The 14,205-nt window shown below is 66.1% G+C and carries 23 protein-coding genes; 19 read left to right on the top strand and 4 right to left on the bottom strand.

Features of this window, described 5'->3' with window-relative positions:
- The 4 genes from ACGVWT_RS18610 to ACGVWT_RS18625 form a co-directional block, all read right to left on the bottom strand.
- Positions 1-238: hypothetical protein (locus ACGVWT_RS18610; protein WP_394427684.1), on the bottom strand; the 238-nt coding region annotated here is incomplete at its 3' end.
- Complete coding sequence (locus ACGVWT_RS18615; RefSeq protein ID WP_394427686.1) at positions 235-705, bottom strand: hypothetical protein; 471 nt, start codon at positions 703-705, stop codon at positions 235-237. The genes ACGVWT_RS18615 and ACGVWT_RS18610, both read right to left, overlap by 4 nt.
- A gap of 91 nt (positions 706-796) precedes the next feature.
- Positions 797-1,183, bottom strand: coding sequence for an HIRAN domain-containing protein (locus ACGVWT_RS18620; RefSeq protein ID WP_394427688.1), 387 nt, complete (start codon positions 1,181-1,183; stop codon positions 797-799).
- A 4-nt stretch (positions 1,184-1,187) separates the two neighbouring features.
- Positions 1,188-1,919: a helix-turn-helix transcriptional regulator gene (locus tag ACGVWT_RS18625; protein ID WP_394427690.1), complete on the bottom strand. Its 732-nt coding sequence runs from the start codon at positions 1,917-1,919 to the stop codon at positions 1,188-1,190.
- Positions 1,920-2,227: 308 nt separating this feature from the next.
- Here ACGVWT_RS18625 and ACGVWT_RS18630 point away from each other — a divergent pair, with 308 nt between their 5' ends.
- The 19 genes from ACGVWT_RS18630 to ACGVWT_RS18720 all read left to right on the top strand — a co-directional run.
- On the top strand, positions 2,228-2,497 hold the full coding sequence (locus tag ACGVWT_RS18630; RefSeq protein WP_394427692.1) for a hypothetical protein: 270 nt from the start codon (positions 2,228-2,230) through the stop codon (positions 2,495-2,497).
- Positions 2,484-2,975, top strand: coding sequence for a hypothetical protein (locus tag ACGVWT_RS18635; RefSeq protein ID WP_198356094.1), 492 nt, complete (start codon positions 2,484-2,486; stop codon positions 2,973-2,975). The genes ACGVWT_RS18630 and ACGVWT_RS18635 overlap by 14 nt, the downstream gene beginning before the upstream one ends.
- A 113-nt stretch (positions 2,976-3,088) precedes the next feature.
- Entirely contained in the window at positions 3,089-3,262 is a 174-nt protein-coding gene (locus tag ACGVWT_RS18640; protein WP_394427694.1) for a hypothetical protein, read from the top strand.
- Positions 3,259-3,474, top strand: coding sequence for a hypothetical protein (locus tag ACGVWT_RS18645; RefSeq protein WP_394427696.1), 216 nt, complete (start codon positions 3,259-3,261; stop codon positions 3,472-3,474). Before ACGVWT_RS18640 ends, ACGVWT_RS18645 begins: the two co-directional genes overlap by 4 nt.
- Positions 3,474-3,800 (top strand): hypothetical protein, encoded by a 327-nt coding sequence (locus ACGVWT_RS18650; RefSeq protein WP_394427698.1) that lies wholly within the window; start codon positions 3,474-3,476, stop codon positions 3,798-3,800. Before ACGVWT_RS18645 ends, ACGVWT_RS18650 begins: the two co-directional genes overlap by 1 nt.
- On the top strand, positions 3,797-4,900 hold the full coding sequence (dnaN, locus tag ACGVWT_RS18655) for a DNA polymerase III subunit beta (RefSeq protein ID WP_394427700.1): 1,104 nt from the start codon (positions 3,797-3,799) through the stop codon (positions 4,898-4,900). The genes ACGVWT_RS18650 and dnaN overlap by 4 nt, the downstream gene beginning before the upstream one ends.
- 34 nt (positions 4,901-4,934) lie before the next feature.
- Positions 4,935-5,228, top strand: a complete 294-nt coding sequence (locus ACGVWT_RS18660) for a hypothetical protein (protein ID WP_394427702.1) — start codon at positions 4,935-4,937, stop codon at positions 5,226-5,228.
- The gene (dcm, locus tag ACGVWT_RS18665) at positions 5,228-6,706 is read left to right on the top strand and encodes a DNA (cytosine-5-)-methyltransferase (protein WP_394427704.1); all 1,479 of its coding nucleotides are present in this window, start codon (positions 5,228-5,230) and stop codon (positions 6,704-6,706) included. Before ACGVWT_RS18660 ends, dcm begins: the two co-directional genes overlap by 1 nt.
- Positions 6,703-7,812, top strand: a complete 1,110-nt coding sequence (locus ACGVWT_RS18670) for a phosphoadenosine phosphosulfate reductase family protein (protein WP_394427706.1) — start codon at positions 6,703-6,705, stop codon at positions 7,810-7,812. The genes dcm and ACGVWT_RS18670 overlap by 4 nt, the downstream gene beginning before the upstream one ends.
- Entirely contained in the window at positions 7,809-8,201 is a 393-nt protein-coding gene (locus ACGVWT_RS18675) for a VRR-NUC domain-containing protein (protein WP_394427708.1), read from the top strand. The genes ACGVWT_RS18670 and ACGVWT_RS18675 overlap by 4 nt, the downstream gene beginning before the upstream one ends.
- 46 nt (positions 8,202-8,247) lie before the next feature.
- A complete protein-coding gene (locus tag ACGVWT_RS18680) occupies positions 8,248-9,144 on the top strand; it encodes a DUF1376 domain-containing protein (RefSeq protein ID WP_394427710.1) in 897 nt (298 codons plus the stop codon).
- Positions 9,092-9,685 (top strand): hypothetical protein, encoded by a 594-nt coding sequence (locus tag ACGVWT_RS18685; protein ID WP_394427712.1) that lies wholly within the window; start codon positions 9,092-9,094, stop codon positions 9,683-9,685. Before ACGVWT_RS18680 ends, ACGVWT_RS18685 begins: the two co-directional genes overlap by 53 nt.
- Positions 9,682-10,035 (top strand): hypothetical protein, encoded by a 354-nt coding sequence (locus ACGVWT_RS18690; protein ID WP_394427714.1) that lies wholly within the window; start codon positions 9,682-9,684, stop codon positions 10,033-10,035. The genes ACGVWT_RS18685 and ACGVWT_RS18690 overlap by 4 nt, the downstream gene beginning before the upstream one ends.
- Positions 10,032-11,705: an SNF2-related protein gene (locus tag ACGVWT_RS18695; protein WP_394427716.1), complete on the top strand. Its 1,674-nt coding sequence runs from the start codon at positions 10,032-10,034 to the stop codon at positions 11,703-11,705. The genes ACGVWT_RS18690 and ACGVWT_RS18695 overlap by 4 nt, the downstream gene beginning before the upstream one ends.
- On the top strand, positions 11,702-11,986 hold the full coding sequence (locus ACGVWT_RS18700; RefSeq protein ID WP_315462681.1) for a hypothetical protein: 285 nt from the start codon (positions 11,702-11,704) through the stop codon (positions 11,984-11,986). Before ACGVWT_RS18695 ends, ACGVWT_RS18700 begins: the two co-directional genes overlap by 4 nt.
- Positions 11,987-12,080: 94 nt before the next feature.
- A complete protein-coding gene (locus ACGVWT_RS18705) occupies positions 12,081-12,659 on the top strand; it encodes a hypothetical protein (protein ID WP_315462682.1) in 579 nt (192 codons plus the stop codon).
- Between the two features lie 135 nt (positions 12,660-12,794).
- Positions 12,795-12,977, top strand: coding sequence for a hypothetical protein (locus ACGVWT_RS18710; RefSeq protein WP_198356107.1), 183 nt, complete (start codon positions 12,795-12,797; stop codon positions 12,975-12,977).
- Complete coding sequence (locus ACGVWT_RS18715; RefSeq protein ID WP_394427719.1) at positions 12,977-13,669, top strand: hypothetical protein; 693 nt, start codon at positions 12,977-12,979, stop codon at positions 13,667-13,669. Before ACGVWT_RS18710 ends, ACGVWT_RS18715 begins: the two co-directional genes overlap by 1 nt.
- Before the next feature lie 127 nt (positions 13,670-13,796).
- On the top strand, positions 13,797-14,205 hold a 409-nt coding region (locus tag ACGVWT_RS18720), incomplete at its 3' end, for a hypothetical protein (protein WP_394427721.1).

Raw genomic sequence — 14,205 nt, forward strand, 5'->3', positions numbered from 1 at the left:
GTGCGAGGGCGGCGGCGCGGGCATCCTCGACCCACTTCGCGCCGGCGGGGGTGGCGTGCCATGCCTCGACGCGGGGACGGGCGCGGGTGCCGCGATATTCGGCCAGGCCGTCGCGCTCGAGCGCGCAGAGGACGCTGTCGTTGCGGGACCTGTCCCAGCCCTCCGGGCCGATGCGGCGGAGGTAGATGAGGAACTGCTCCTGCTTTTCCGACCGCGGGGCTGGCGCGGCGGCGCTCATCGCGCGCGCTCCGGCCAGCCCGCAACGAAACCGGCGCATGCACGGTCGGCGGCGATCCGGCGCGCGGCGGCGCCGGGCAGCAGATCCTGCAGGCGAGTGATGTTGCGATGAAGGGTCGCTTCGTCGGCGTAGGCTCCGTTCACCTCATCGACGAGCGCGCGGAGGTGATCGCCATGGGGCCGGTGGTCGTTGCCGCCGCCGCGCCGGGCGGCGAGGTCGGCGTTGATAAGCCGGAACAGCTGGTCGAGGTCGATCCCCAGCATGTCGCAGCGCGCCTGCATGCCGCCGACCAGATCGTCGATCTGCTCCTTCAGCGGCGGGCGATGCGAGCTACCAGCGGGCAGCTCGAACAACTTGGCGCTCAGCCGACGCAGGTCAATGACGGCGGCGCGAAAGTCCTCGACGGCGGCGTCGACGCGGGGATCGCGTTCGTCGCTCGGCCAATCGGTACGAAGGGCGGTGGCCACAGGTGAAACCTCCATGCCGCGTCGTGCGGCTTGAAGGCTATATGTAGGGCGTGCCCTACGCTGTCAAATAAAAAGTAGGACGCGCCCTATTTCAGTCGTCATAAGTCGGATCGGGCCAGAAGCCGCTATCGTCGGCTGGAGCTTCGGCGGACCTCTGAACTGGCAAGACTGGTTCCTCTCCATCGAAGGCCACGCGTATCCAGGCCGCCGTGGGCATGAGGCCCTGAAAAATGGCACGAGGTTCCCGACCCTGCCGCATCATCGTCCCAATGAGTACAGCGCGCTCCGATGCAAGATAGCCAAGCTGCACGCCGCGGCACGAAAACACGGCGATAGCGTGCTCGTCTTTCGGATGATTCGGTTCGGGGCGAAGCTCGACCGCCTCACCCGGTACGCACAGGCCAGCCTCAAAGCGTCGAGCCGGGCCGCGCTTGTTCGGATACGGCAGGCCCACGATGGCGAGGGAGAGTTGCCGCACGCGGTCAGTGCCTCTTGATAGACCCCACGACCCGGCCATGTATCAAAATGTCCTCACGCCGCACCTCTTGATTGTCGACGTTTGGATTGTCGCTGATCACCAGGACGCGGTCCGGCCCCACTGCGCGCAGGCGCTTCACCGCGCCCAAGCCGAAGATCCAACAAGCCCATACCCGGTCTTGGGCGTTCAAATCGCGCTGATTTATATCGACTAGGAGCAAGTCACGATCGTGGAATGTCGGTTCCATAGACGTGCCTACGCCGTCGACGATCCGCAGGCGATCTGGCGGACTGACCGTCAATCCGCGAAGGAAACCGATGTCGAATTGGAACGCCTCTCCGTCAATGTAGCTCGAGTCGAGATCGGTCCCCGGTCCCATCGAATAGGAAAGGTCCAATCGGATGACCGGGGCCGTCTCGCCCCCGTCGACGGTGCGAGCTGAGGGCTGCTCAGGCACAGTGCTCGCGTGGCCAGCCTCAACGCGCCTCGAGCCATCCTCCCGAGGATGTACGAAATCCACTAGGTATTCGGCCTGAAAACCAAGGACCTCTTCCATCGCCCGAAGTACGCGGGGGCTTGGCTTTTGAACCTTGCCGCGTTCGACATCCCACAATGGCTTGCCGGTCGTCTCTAGCTTCTTCCTGAGCAGTCCATCGTAGTGGTCCCGCGTCTCGGGCAGATCGGCAATGCGCTGCGCCAGCAGGTTCTGTAGGGGTGAGCGGCCATCGTCGGACATGTAGGCTATGTCCCACGTCACCTCCGGCACAGGAAGGCTGGGGTTAATCCTACTTTTTCCGCTTGACCGTAGGGCGCGCCCTACATACATTGCGTCACCATGGAGAACGCGCAGCTTCCGCTAGTCGATGCCATCGGTGATTTCATCGACCGGCATAGCATGTCGCCTATCACCTTTGGGCGGCTTGCCCTGAAGGATCCGCATTTCGTGCGGGATTTGAGGGGCGGCCGCCGCGTTTGGCCGGAGACGGAGGCAAAGGTTCGCACTTTCATGGCGGACTATTCCCCTGCCACTGAGGTCGCGGCCGCATGAGCACCTGCGACCGCTGCGGCATCGGCCCCTGGCATCCGGAGGCCTTCGCCTGCACCCACACCGATTGCGCGATCCGTCGCGCCCAAGCTCTCCCCGCGGCCGCTGAAACCATGACGGGCGGCCGCCCCCTCGCCGGTGACGCGCGTACCTGCGTCACCGGCAACTTTGTCGACCAGCGCGCGGGCAACCGCGAGGCGGATGGCTTTCGGGGCGAGGTGGAGTGCGTCTTTCATCATGCCGTGGAGTATTTGCATGCAGCCCGGTAGTGTCGTTCCCGAAACGACTGGCGTATCGGAAGAGCGCTTCCGCAATGCGATGATCGCCGGCCTGGCGCGGGCCCAGAAGCGCGTCGGTCCCAAGGCGCTGGCCTATGTCATGGACCTGTCGACCAAGGCGCTCGGCAACATCTTCGGCGGCACCGCGAAGAGCACAGATCCGAAGCGCCTGTGGGACGCGCGCGCCGCGTGCCCCACGGCGCTCGACGACATAGCCGACCTATACGGCTGCGCGATCGTCAGCAAGGCTGATGCGTCGGCGGCGGATCTCGGCACCCTGCCGATCGCGTCGCTGCTCGCGAAGGTCGCTGAGGCGGAAAGCCCCGACAGCCCCGGCGGCGTCGCGAAAACCCACCAGGAGCTGTTCGACATGGAGGAGCATATCCGTGCCGTCCATGCGCTGACGGGGGACTGGATCGAACGGATCAACAGCTTGCGGGCGCCGACGCGCCCGCGGGCCGTCGGATAGGACCTCAACGCCGGCGCGACCGGCAGGAGTAGCAAGATGATCGGAATGATCGGCGTGGAGGCCTTCGCTTCCGCGATCGGAAAGGTGCGTCCGGCAGCGGTGCGGGCTCACGCATGAAGCGCGGCATCCAGCCCGCCACCCTTCGACAGATGGATCGGCTCGCCGACCTGATGGCGGACGGCTGCCCGTCGATCACGGAGGCGGCTTACCGGATGCGCACCACTCAACAGACGGCCGATCGCTGCTGGCAGCTGATCCGCCGCGAACTCGGAAGGCAGGCAGTATGAGCAGTGCATATCGCACGTACACGGATCGCGGCCCCGAACTGGATGGTCTGTTTTCCGACACACAGCGCGATCGCGAGACGCGTGAGGCGACCGACAATCTGCTGCGAGCCCAGCTGAGGGCAGGGCAGCATCTGCTCGACCTTCCGGTTGCTCGCGCCCTGGGGGCGAAGTTGGGCCTGTTTCCCGGCGACGTCCGACCGGCGGCGGCGTGATGGCAAGCGGCATCACTTCCGAAAAGTCGGAAGCTCCCATCCGGTCTCTTTCCGCCCCGCGCATGGTCGGCCTCGAAACCGCCTGCGAAATCCTTGGCGACAAGGGTGGGATCAAGCACGTCGCCGAACTGATCGGATGCAGCCCGCGCGCCGTGTTCGACAAGCGCGAGGGCAACACAACCATCTCGAACCTCGAGGTCCGCCTGCTGGCGCGCGAACTGGCCAAGGTCGCCGAGCGCTGCCGCCGCGTGTCCGAAAACCTCTTCCGCGAAATTGGCGAGGGGCCTGTCGAGCCCGCCGCCCCGTCCATCGGAGCCATCGCATGACGACCATCGCCTTCGAAACCGACAAGCTCAACCGCGCGCTGCGCGAGGTGCGCGCCGCCGTACAGCGCCGCAACACCATCCCGATCCTCGCGAACGTGTTGGTCGAGGCGGAAGCCGGGATGGTCCGCCTGACCGCTTCCGACCTGGACGTGATGGTCACGCTGACCGTTCCCGCCGTCGTTGAGCGGCCGATCAGCTTCACCCTCGACGCGCACCGCCTGGCGGACGTGGTCGGGTCGTTCGGCGGCGGCAGCCAGACGGCGATCAAGTTCGACGGATCGGCCGCGACAGTATCGAACGGCCGGGCGCGGTTCCGCTTCGCGACGCTGCCGAAGGACCAATTCCCGATCCTGAAGCAGGAGGTCGTGCAGGCGCGCTTCACACTGGAAAGCAAGGCGTTGGTGTGCGCGCTGGACGTGGTGCGCCACGCGGTGTCGACCGAAGAGGTTCGCTATTATTTGAACGGCGTCTTCCTGCACGCGTTCGAAGGATCGCTCCGGTTTGCATCGTGCGACGGCCATCGGCTCGCCCGCTATGTCGACGACCTGCCGGAAGGCGCTCAAAGCATGCCCGACACCATCCTGCGCACCCGCTGCATTGATCTGGCGCGCGCGGCGGCTGAAGCGCGCGAAACGTCGATCGACGTCGCGGTCGGCGACGGCAAGGTCACGATGGCCGCCGGCGATTTCGTCATCGTCGCCAAGGTGGTCGATGGGACGTATCCGGATTACGCTCGCACGATACCGGCGCCAGCCCCAGCCGTCGCCTCGGTTGATCGCGACGCGCTGAGGGTGGCGGTCGGCCGGCTTGCCCTGGTGGCGACGGACAAGGTGCGCGCGGTCCGCTTCGATCTGAAGCGAGATCTCCTACGCGTCTCCATCACGACGCCCGAGCATGGCGAAGCCGTCGACGAGGTGCCCTGCGAATACGAGGGCGACCCACTGACCATCGGCTTCAACAGCAAGTACCTGCGCGACGCGCTCGCCGCGCTCGACGTTGATCATGTCGAGTTCTCGCTGGGCGATGCGGCGGCGCCCGCACTGATCACCAGCCCCAAGGCGAAGGCCGCGAGCCTCGTGCTGATGCCGCTCCGCGTCTGACGCGGCCACCAACCACCACGAAGAGGAGGTAACGATGGGAACTGCACTTGATTGGCGCGAACGTCTCGCGCGCGCGATCCTGGCCCGCGACTTCGACGCCGCCGCCGCCGAACTCGAGATGCTGAAGCACACGAAGCCGGAATGGGCGGCGTCGATCTACCGGGCGCGCACCGCGGTGAACCCGCCCGCGCCGCTTCCGCCCCGGCCGCCGTTCGCTTTGCCGATCGACGGCGCGCAGCCTGGGGCGGTGTTGGGTGACGATCTGCGCGAGCGGGTTCGCCCGTCGGATCCGACGTTCTTCAGTCGCGATCGGGTGAAGGCCGCCTGATGATCCGCTACCTCGACGTCTGCTCGGGCTACAGCGCCTTCACCCTCGCGTCGGCGGGGCTGGGGTTCCGCTGCGTCGGCTATTCCGAGATCGAAGCGTTCCCGCGCGCGGTGCTCGAGCAGCGTCACGGCGCGGTGCTGGTCGAGTGGGATCACCGCTTCGTCCCCGGCAGCAACACGACGCCACTGTTCGGCGACTTCACCAAGATCGAGAGCCACCATGTTGGACCTGTTGACCTCCTTGCCGGAGGCACCCCCTGCCAAGCATTCAGCGTCGCAGGAAAGCGCCTTGGCCTGGACGACCCGCGCGGCAACCTCACCCTTGAGTTCCTGGCGCTGGCTCGACGCGTTCGCGCGCGATGGTTGGTATGGGAGAATGTCCCCGGTTTCCTGTCGCACGACAGCGGACGAACGATGGGAACCTTCCTCCGGCTCCTGGGCGAACTCGGGTATGGGTGGGCCTACCGAGTGCTGGACGCTCAATACATCCGAGTGGACGGGCACGAGGGGGCCGTGCCCCAGCGGCGGCGGCGTCTGTTCGTTGTCGCACATCTTGGAGACGCAGCCGGTCCCGCAGCGGTACTATTTGAGCGCGAAAGCCTGCGCGGGGATCCTGCGCCGTGCCGCCAAGCGGGGGAAGGAGCTTCCCATGCTGTTGCGCCTAGCCTTGTCAGCAGTGGGCGAGGGGTCGAACGGACTGGGGATGGAAGCGAAGCGCTGATCGCTGCATCCGTTGCCGCGACGCTTCCCGCTGGAGGTAATAGCACTGGAGGTGCGAGGCAGCCCGGCATGAGCGCCGAAACGGCCGGTACGATGCTGGTCGCGCATTCGCTCCGGGCAGAAGGCTTCGACGCCAGCGAGGATGGCACGGGAAGGGGCACTCCACTTGTGCCGGTGTGTGTTCACGCCGATGCCATTAATCGGACCGGAGACGCCCTCACCCCATCGGTTGATGCGAGTGGAGTTGCCCGTTTGCGAGATGCGGGCATGGGAGTTAGCGAGGGTTCTGCCTTCGGGCTGACAACTGGCCAACCGCATGCCGTTGCCTTCCGTATCACTCCGAACGATGGCGCCTATGAAACCGGCGGCGTCGCCGGGTCGCTGACGACTGGCACCGACCGGTCGGCGCAGGCGCTGGTGCAGCCTATAGCCTTTGCCCAGAACAGCCGCGACGAGGTCCGCCTGTTCGGCGATGACGGCCAGACGGTCGGCGCCCTCGCTGCCGAGCCAGGCATGAAACAGACATGCTACGTCGCGGACCAGTGGGCGGTGCGCCGCCTTACCCCCACCGAATGCGAGCGTCTCATGGGCGTGCCGGACGGCTTCACCGCGATCACCTATCGCGGGAAGCCGGCGGCGGACGGGCCGCGCTACAAGGCGCTGGGGAACAGCCAGGCGGTCAACGTGATGCGGTGGATCGCGCGCGGCTTGGCCGATGTGATCGCGGCGCAGGATGGCGCGGAGGCACGGGCAGCATGAAGGCTCAGCATTTCGTCAGCATCAGCGGCGGCAAGGCTAGCACGGCAACTGCTTGCCTCGCGGTTGAGCGCGCCGAACGCACCGGCTTCACGCCTCGCTTCATCTTTGCCGACACAGGCAACGAGCATAATGTGACGATCGAGCATGTCGCGTATTTGGCGCGATCGCTCGGCATTACGATCGAAACGGTTCGAGCTGACTTCTCGAAGCGGTTTGCCGCGCGGCGAGCCGCGATCGCGCGAGATTGGCCAAAGGAACTGCGGCGGAAGCAGCATACGACCGAATGTCGCGCGGCCTGTCAGGATCTGGCATATGCTGAAAAGGCGCTTCTCCGCGAGGAGTGCGACTGCCCGATAAAGATCTCGCCGCCTGTGCCCGACCATCTGATCGCGCGCGCGGTCGAGCTGATGCAGCCCACCGGCAATCCTTTTCTCGATATGGCCATGCTGCACGGGCGTTTTCCCGGGTCGAAGACGCGGTTTTGCACGACGGAGCTGAAGCTCGAGCCGATGGACGCGGTCAAGACGCCGATCCGCATGGCGGGCACTCCGATCGTGGAATGGGTAGGGGAGCGTGCCGACGAGAGCGCCGCGCGCGCCGCCAAGCCCGTGATCGAGATCAACCGCTGTAGCTGGCGCGCACCAGCGGTCATCTACCGTCCGATTCACGGTTGGCACGTTCGCCAAGTGTTCGACATCGCAAAGCGGCACGGCCTCAAGCCGAACCCCTTGTATCTGATGGGAATGGGCCGGGTCGGATGCTTCTGTATCATGGCGCAGAAGGAGGAGGTGCGTCAGACCGCGCTACGTTTCCCGGAAGTAATCGCCCGGATTGCCGAATGGGAAGTGATCTGCGGAAACGTAGCTCGGCATGCCAATACCGCGGTAGCCCTCGGCGAACGAGATGAATTTATCTCGTCATTCCTGCCAACCGACAAGTTGCCTCCTGACGAACACGGCAAAGTCCGCGCCACTATCCATCGGGCAGTCGAGTGGTCGAAGACTAGCCGCGGCGGCCGGAATTACGATCTGCTGTATCAGCTCGATGAGATGGATGCGGGGCAGCAGGGCAACACCTGCTCCAGCAAATATGGGCTATGCGAATGAGCGCCTCACCACGGACGCTACGCAATCGCACGCCGAAGCTCGCCGAGCGCCCGATCCAGCGCGCGAACGTCCACCTCCTCACGATGATGGGCTGCCACGTCGTGCATACGCCGAATGGGTCGCACCTCGCTGGCGATGAGCTGGCACGCGCCAAACAGACGGCGGCGCTGAAGGCCGACGGCGTGCGACCGGGCTTCCCCGACCTCACCGTGATCGACCAGCGCGCGCTGCGCGTCGGGTTCATGGAGGTGAAGCGGGAAGGAAAGTCGACGCTCGATCCGGACCAGATCTGGTGGCGCGATGAACTTCAGCGCCTCGGCTTTCCCTGGGCGCTCATCAACACGCCGGACGGCGGCGCCGCGGCGCTGCGCGCGTGGGGGTGGCGATGACGCCGCTTTGTTCCGTCCGCATCTCACCCCCCGCAAAGGATCGCGCATGACCGCGCCGCTGACACCCGCCGATGCGGACCTGCAGGACTTCCCGTTCATGCCGCTGCATGTCGCGCGGCTGCGCGACAGCGACCTCGCCGCCGAGGGGCACCCGGAGGCGTGCTGGTACGCCGTTCTGCTCTGGTCGGCGGCGTGGCATCAGCTGCCGGCCGGGTCATTGCCGGCGACGGATGCGGTGCTGGCGCGCCTGTGCGGGCTGGGGCGCGACCTGAAGACGTTCCGCAAGCATCGCGCTGATGCACTGCGCGGGTGGGTCGAGGCTGCGGACGGCCGGCTCTACCATCCAGTAGTCGCCGAGCAGGTGCTGGCCGCCTGGCGCAGCAAGGTCGAACAGCGTCACCGCGCCGAATGCGCGCGGGTGAAGAAGCATAACCAGCGCCACGAGACAGACGTGGCCGCGCCCGACTTCGTCACCTTCCTGTCCCAGCATTTTCCCGCCTCTGTCCCACACCTGTCCCCAGGGACAGCGGCGCGTGTCCTCGGGGACGAGGCCTCCAAGAGACAGGGAGAGGGACAGGGACAGAGAGATTCTAATTCCGATCCTATCGGATCGGGCGCCGCGGCGGCGCCGATCGATCCGGAAAAGGTCATGTTCGACCAGGGGAGGGCCTTCCTGGCCGCCAACGCCATCGGCGACCCGAAGGCCGGCAGGCTGCTCGGCAGGTGGAAGGGCGAGTTCGGCGCTGAGGCCGTGATCGTCGCGCTGGGCAAGGCGCAAAGGGAAGGGGCCATCGAGCCCATCAGCTACATCGAGGGAGTGCTTCGCAGTGGAAAACGGGCTAACGACCGGGGGGCTGGTGGATGGGCTCCGCGACCAGGCATGGCGGGCGTTGAGCCTGCATCCCTCGACGACGGTGACCCTCGCTACGCAGCTCGGCGCTGACGCCCCGGCGTGCATCGACGCGGCCCTCGCGAAAATCGCTCACGATCTTCGGCCCGTACCCAAGGATGGCGAGGGCCGGAAGCAGTGGGGCGATGCCATCGACGAGCGCCTGCGGCGGCTGGCAGCCAAGGTGCTCCCCACCGCCAAGCCGGCGGATACCCAGGCGTGGCGCGAGGCCATGGTGGACGCGCTCGCCGATCTGCCGGCGATGATCTCGCTGACCGCCGCCAAGCGGGCAATCCATTGCCCGTTCCGCTTCATCGGCGAGATCGAGACGACGCTGCGCAGCATCGCACTGGAGCTGATCATCGAACGGGAGGAGCGGGAAGCTGCCATGCAGCGACATCGCGCGGAGATTGATCAAGCGCTCAACCCGCCGGCCGCCGCCCTCCCGCCGCCGGCTGATGTCGAGATCTCCGCCGACAGCATACGGGCCATGACGGTCGACCTACGGCGAATGGGCCTGCGCGCTGGCTTTCTGACCGAAGAGCAGGTGGCCGCCGCCATGGCGACCAAGGATCAGCAGCAGGTGGCTGCATGATCCCCGACGCCGCCGCGCTGGTCGCCATGCTCCGCCGCACACGCATGCGGGTGGGGACGGAAGCGGCGCTCCAGCTGTCGATCGGCGAGGCGCTGACCGCCGCCGGCTTCGATCACGAACGGGAGGTTCGCCTTAGCGCCGCCGACCGCATCGACTTAATGGTCGGGACGATCGGGATCGAGGCGAAGGTGCGATACGCCAAGCGCGCGATCTACCGGCAGCTGGAGCGATACGCGGCGCATGACGGGATCACGGCGCTCGTCCTCATCACCGGCACGGCCATGGGCCTGCCGCCATCGATCGGCGGGAAGCCGGTCTTCTACGTATCCCTGGGGAGGGCATCGCTGTGAAAACCTATGGCCAGCTGCGCCATGACGTCGACGGCCGCGGGCGCTGGATCGTCACAGATCTCGAGCCGCACGTCGCGATTGCGTTCAAGCGGTTCTTCCCGCGCGTGTCGGCGGCGGCGACAGAGCTGCACCTCAGCGATACCGACGACGTCCGGGCGGACCTGCACTGGTTTATGCAGCGATACCCGCTCGCCCACGATGCTGCCGCCGCGCTGGATGAAGGCGTGGAGCGTAAGGCAGGGCGGCTCGCCGAGCGCGACCGCATCCTCATGCCGACGTGGACGCCGGGCGAGGTGCGCGGCTTCCGCGAGGGGTTGGCACCCTACCTCTACCAGACGCAGGCCGCACATATCGCGCTGAGCCAGCGTAGCCTGTTACTCGGCGATGACGTCGGCCTCGGCAAGACGATCTCGGCGGCGGCGGTGTTCGCGATGGGCGCACCTATGCCGGCGGCGGTAGTCGTGCAACCGCACCTCGCGCCGCAATGGGCCGCGCAGATCGAGAAGTTCACGACGCTGCGCGTCCACGTCATCAAAGGGACCAAGCCCTACGACCTGCCGGCGGCGGACGTGTACGTGTTCCGCTATTCGAACGTCGCCGGCTGGATCGACGTGCTGAAGACGGGCCTGTTCAAGACGGTCGCTTATGACGAGGTGCAGGAGCTGCGCCACGGACCCAGCACGTCGAAGGGGCAGGCGTGTCGCATCGCGAGCCAGGGCGCCGAGATGCGGATCGGACTGACGGCGACGCCGGTCTATAATTACGGCGACGAGATCTACAACGTTATGAACTTCATCCAGCCTGACCTGCTCGGCAGAGGCGATGAGTTCATGCGCGAGTGGTGCAATGGCACGCGCCAGGTGAAAGACCCCGATGCACTGGGGTCTTACCTTCGCGACACCGGCTATTTCCTGCGGCGCACCGAGACCGACGCGACCGTGTCCGCCTCCATGCCGCCGGCGAACGTCATCGACTATGAGGTCGGCTGGGATGACGACGCCACCGAGGCAGAGGAGGCGCTGACGCGGTCCCTCGCGATGACGGTGCTGAGCGGCAGCTTCGTCGAGGCTGGGCGCGCGGCGCGCGATCTCGACCTCAAGATGCGGATGCTGACTGGTATCGCGAAAGCGCGATCGGCGGCGGCGTACGTTCGGCTGCTGCTCGAGGACAGCCCGCGGGTGCTGCTCGCCGGCTGGCACCGCGACGTCTACGCGAGGTGGATGGAGGATCTCGCGCCGTTCAACCCGGTCCTCTACACCGGGTCGGAAAGCGGCGCGGGGAAGGCGCGTAGCGTAGATGCCTTCACCAACGGCGATAGCCGCGTGATGATCATTTCGCTGCGATCGGGGGCGGGGCTCGACGGCCTGCAATTCCATTGCCGCGACGTCGTGTTCGGCGAGCTCGATTGGTCGCCGCAGGTGCATTACCAAGTGGTCGGCCGCCTGCGCCGGCCGGGCCAAGCTGATCAGGTGACGGCCCACTATCTACACACTTCAGGCGGGAGCGATCCCGTGCTGCTCGAGACGTTGGGCGTGAAGACCGATCAGGCGCGCGGTATCGTCGACCCGGGTGTCGCGCCGGCGGCGCGGTTCACCGATGACAGCCGTATCCGTCGCCTGGCTCAACACGTTCTCGGCATGGCCAGCACCAGCGATCGGGCGGCGGCGTGAACGAGCAGACGATTCCGCGCGCTGTCCGGATCGACGTCAAGATCGTGTCGTTCGTGCGCGCCTTCCGCCTGACATACGACCGCGGCCCCAGCCTCCGGGAGATCATGCTCGAGGTGGGGGCAGGGTCGAAGACGGCCGTCAGTCGCGCAGTGGCGCGCCTCGTCACCGCCGGGCGTTTGGTGCGGCACGCCGATGGGCTGGCGGTGCCTGGGGACGTTGAGGCAGCCGTTGCGCTGTTGCAGCGGCGCGGCTGGCAGGTCGTTGCACCGCTGGCGGCATAGCGGAACGGAATGGCAACTATCCCGCCGCCGTGTCCCGCGTCACATAGGGGGTGCGATGGCCGTCCCCGCGGTAATCGCATGCGGGGAATAGCGGATGATGCACCAGAGGATTGAGGCGGCGGGCGCCGCGCGTGATGCGGATCGATGGATTGTGCTGCGCACCGCTGCGCCGCGGACGCTGATCCTTGCCGAGGCGTTGCGCGCAGCGGGCTATGATGTTTGGACGCCGACGCGCATGCAGAAACGTCGCGCGCTGCGGGGCAAGACGAAGACCACCGAGGTCGAGGTCGCCCTTATGCCGACGTTCGTTTTCGCTCGTGCCAATCGGCTCGACGATCTCCAAATCGTCCTACGCCTGCCGGTCTCACCTTATCCCGCGTTCTCGATCTTCCACCACTTGGGGAAGGTGGTCCGGGTATGGAATTCGGAGGTCGAGCGCCTCCGCACCGAGGAGCTGCGTGGAAAGGCGCGTCGATCGACCGGCGCAGGTGCGCCGCTCTTCGCCGCGGGGCAGCAGGTGCGGGTCGAGAGCAATCACTTTCGCGGTCTTACCGGGGAAGTGGTGCAGTCCGATGGCGCATGGACAGTCGTGACGTTCGGCGGTCCGTTCGACTTCAAGATAGCCTCTATGCATTTACGAACGGATCAGGTACAGGAACGCCAGCCCAGCTGATGGGCACCGCTGCCATAAGCAGTCTCGCGGGTTTGAAGGCTGGCCAATGAGCCAATCGCGCCCGCCGCCTCATTCCCCGGCTCGCGCCGGCGGAAGTCCGAAGGCTACCGAAGTTTCGGAAGTTGGGAGGCGCTGATGCCCCAGCCTGTCGCTACCACTGCTATGATTCTCGAGCGCTTGGCCGGCGAGCTGCACAGCGCCGCGTTCGACTTCGAGGCTGATGTCGAAAGCCACGGCCGTGCCGAGGATCGCATCGCGAACGTCGAGCGGATCGCCGCCGAGGCGCGCGCCGCGGTGCGCGGCCGCAGTCGGGCCTGATGCCCGTCGGGATCAGCATTAAGGCCGACCTCAAACCACTGCACCGGGCGATGATCGCGCTTGGCGCGCAGCAGGTGCCGTTCGCGATGTCGCTGGCGCTGAACGACCTCGCTCGCGGCGTCGCCGCTGTCGAGCAGGACGAGATCAACGAGACGTTCGACACGCCGACGCCGTTCACGCAGAAGGCAACCCGCATCGAGGTTGCGACGAAATCCCGGCCGGTGGCTACAGTCGCGTTCAAAGACATCCAGGCTAGCTACCTCGAGCCATACGTCGTGGGTGGCAATCGTTCGCTCGGCACCAAGCGCGGGATGCTTGCCCCTCGTGACGTTGGCCTCAACCAGTACGGCAACCTGTCGAAGGGCAAGCTTGCCTCGCTGAAATCAAAGCCCGGCGTGTTCATCGGGCCGGTCACGTTGAAGAACGGCCGTACGATCAACGGGGTATGGCAGCGCGGTAAGACGAAGCGAGGCGAGCGCTACAAGGGCGGTGGCGAGTACGGCACTCGAGGGAAGCTGAACAAGATCGGTGGCGCTCGCACGACGCTGAAGCTGCTGATCCAGTTCGAGGACACGACGCCCGTCCGCAAGCGCCTGCCCTTTGAGACGGCGGCGCGGACGTACATCAAGCGGCACGCCGCCGCCGCCTTTGACCAAGCGCTGCGCCGCGCCCTCGCCACCAAGCGGCGTTAGACGACCTCGAATGGGTCCCTCCTGCCCCCTTCTGCAACGAGGGTAATTGCGCACCCCGATGCTCGCCCAGCTACGGGGTCGAAAAGTTTGTTGCGGGGGGTCGCTTGTTGCGGGGGAGTGGGCGCCGATGACGCTGCTGTCGATCACGGCCTATGCGGAAACGCACGGCATGAAGCGGCAGGCGGTGCAGAATTGGGTAAGGCGCGGTTTTATCACGCTTTCCGGCAAGCTGGTCGACGTGCGCGCCTCCGACGAAGCGCTGCGCAAAGCTGGGCTCGGCCGGTTCAAATCGGCGGCCGCAACAGCTGCTCCCGCACCCGCAACAAGCCCCCGCAACAGCGGGCGCAACAAGAAACGCAACAAGTCTCCTGTTGCGCCTGAGGTTGTTGCGGTCATTGACGAGGTCGTCGCCGACTTCAAAGCGGCCGCGGAAGACGACGAGATCGACGAGGCGATCGCTACCGGCTTCATCGAAGAGCTGCTCGCAGGGCAGTTTCGATCCAAGGTCGAAGCGGTCGCGATCAAAGAGAATGCCC

Origin of the sequence: Sphingomonas sp. S6, assembly GCF_043498045.1 — a bacterium.
Classification (GTDB): domain Bacteria; phylum Pseudomonadota; class Alphaproteobacteria; order Sphingomonadales; family Sphingomonadaceae; genus Sphingomonas.

What these genes read in the sequence shown, in the direction of transcription:
- ACGVWT_RS18625 (WP_394427690.1), bottom strand. Translation starts at nt 1,919, where the DNA reads ATGTCCGACGATGGCCGCTCACCCCTACAGAACCTGCTGGCGCAGCGC.
- ACGVWT_RS18630 (WP_394427692.1), top strand. Translation starts at nt 2,228, where the DNA reads ATGAGCACCTGCGACCGCTGCGGCATCGGCCCCTGGCATCCGGAGGCC.
- ACGVWT_RS18635 (WP_198356094.1), top strand. Translation starts at nt 2,484, where the DNA reads ATGCAGCCCGGTAGTGTCGTTCCCGAAACGACTGGCGTATCGGAAGAG.
- ACGVWT_RS18640 (WP_394427694.1), top strand. Translation starts at nt 3,089, where the DNA reads ATGAAGCGCGGCATCCAGCCCGCCACCCTTCGACAGATGGATCGGCTC.
- ACGVWT_RS18645 (WP_394427696.1), top strand. Translation starts at nt 3,259, where the DNA reads ATGAGCAGTGCATATCGCACGTACACGGATCGCGGCCCCGAACTGGAT.
- ACGVWT_RS18650 (WP_394427698.1), top strand. Translation starts at nt 3,474, where the DNA reads ATGGCAAGCGGCATCACTTCCGAAAAGTCGGAAGCTCCCATCCGGTCT.
- dnaN (WP_394427700.1), top strand. Translation starts at nt 3,797, where the DNA reads ATGACGACCATCGCCTTCGAAACCGACAAGCTCAACCGCGCGCTGCGC.
- ACGVWT_RS18660 (WP_394427702.1), top strand. Translation starts at nt 4,935, where the DNA reads ATGGGAACTGCACTTGATTGGCGCGAACGTCTCGCGCGCGCGATCCTG.
- dcm (WP_394427704.1), top strand. Translation starts at nt 5,228, where the DNA reads ATGATCCGCTACCTCGACGTCTGCTCGGGCTACAGCGCCTTCACCCTC.
- ACGVWT_RS18670 (WP_394427706.1), top strand. Translation starts at nt 6,703, where the DNA reads ATGAAGGCTCAGCATTTCGTCAGCATCAGCGGCGGCAAGGCTAGCACG.
- ACGVWT_RS18675 (WP_394427708.1), top strand. Translation starts at nt 7,809, where the DNA reads ATGAGCGCCTCACCACGGACGCTACGCAATCGCACGCCGAAGCTCGCC.
- ACGVWT_RS18680 (WP_394427710.1), top strand. Translation starts at nt 8,248, where the DNA reads ATGACCGCGCCGCTGACACCCGCCGATGCGGACCTGCAGGACTTCCCG.
- ACGVWT_RS18690 (WP_394427714.1), top strand. Translation starts at nt 9,682, where the DNA reads ATGATCCCCGACGCCGCCGCGCTGGTCGCCATGCTCCGCCGCACACGC.
- ACGVWT_RS18705 (WP_315462682.1), top strand. Translation starts at nt 12,081, where the DNA reads ATGATGCACCAGAGGATTGAGGCGGCGGGCGCCGCGCGTGATGCGGAT.
- ACGVWT_RS18710 (WP_198356107.1), top strand. Translation starts at nt 12,795, where the DNA reads ATGCCCCAGCCTGTCGCTACCACTGCTATGATTCTCGAGCGCTTGGCC.
- ACGVWT_RS18715 (WP_394427719.1), top strand. Translation starts at nt 12,977, where the DNA reads ATGCCCGTCGGGATCAGCATTAAGGCCGACCTCAAACCACTGCACCGG.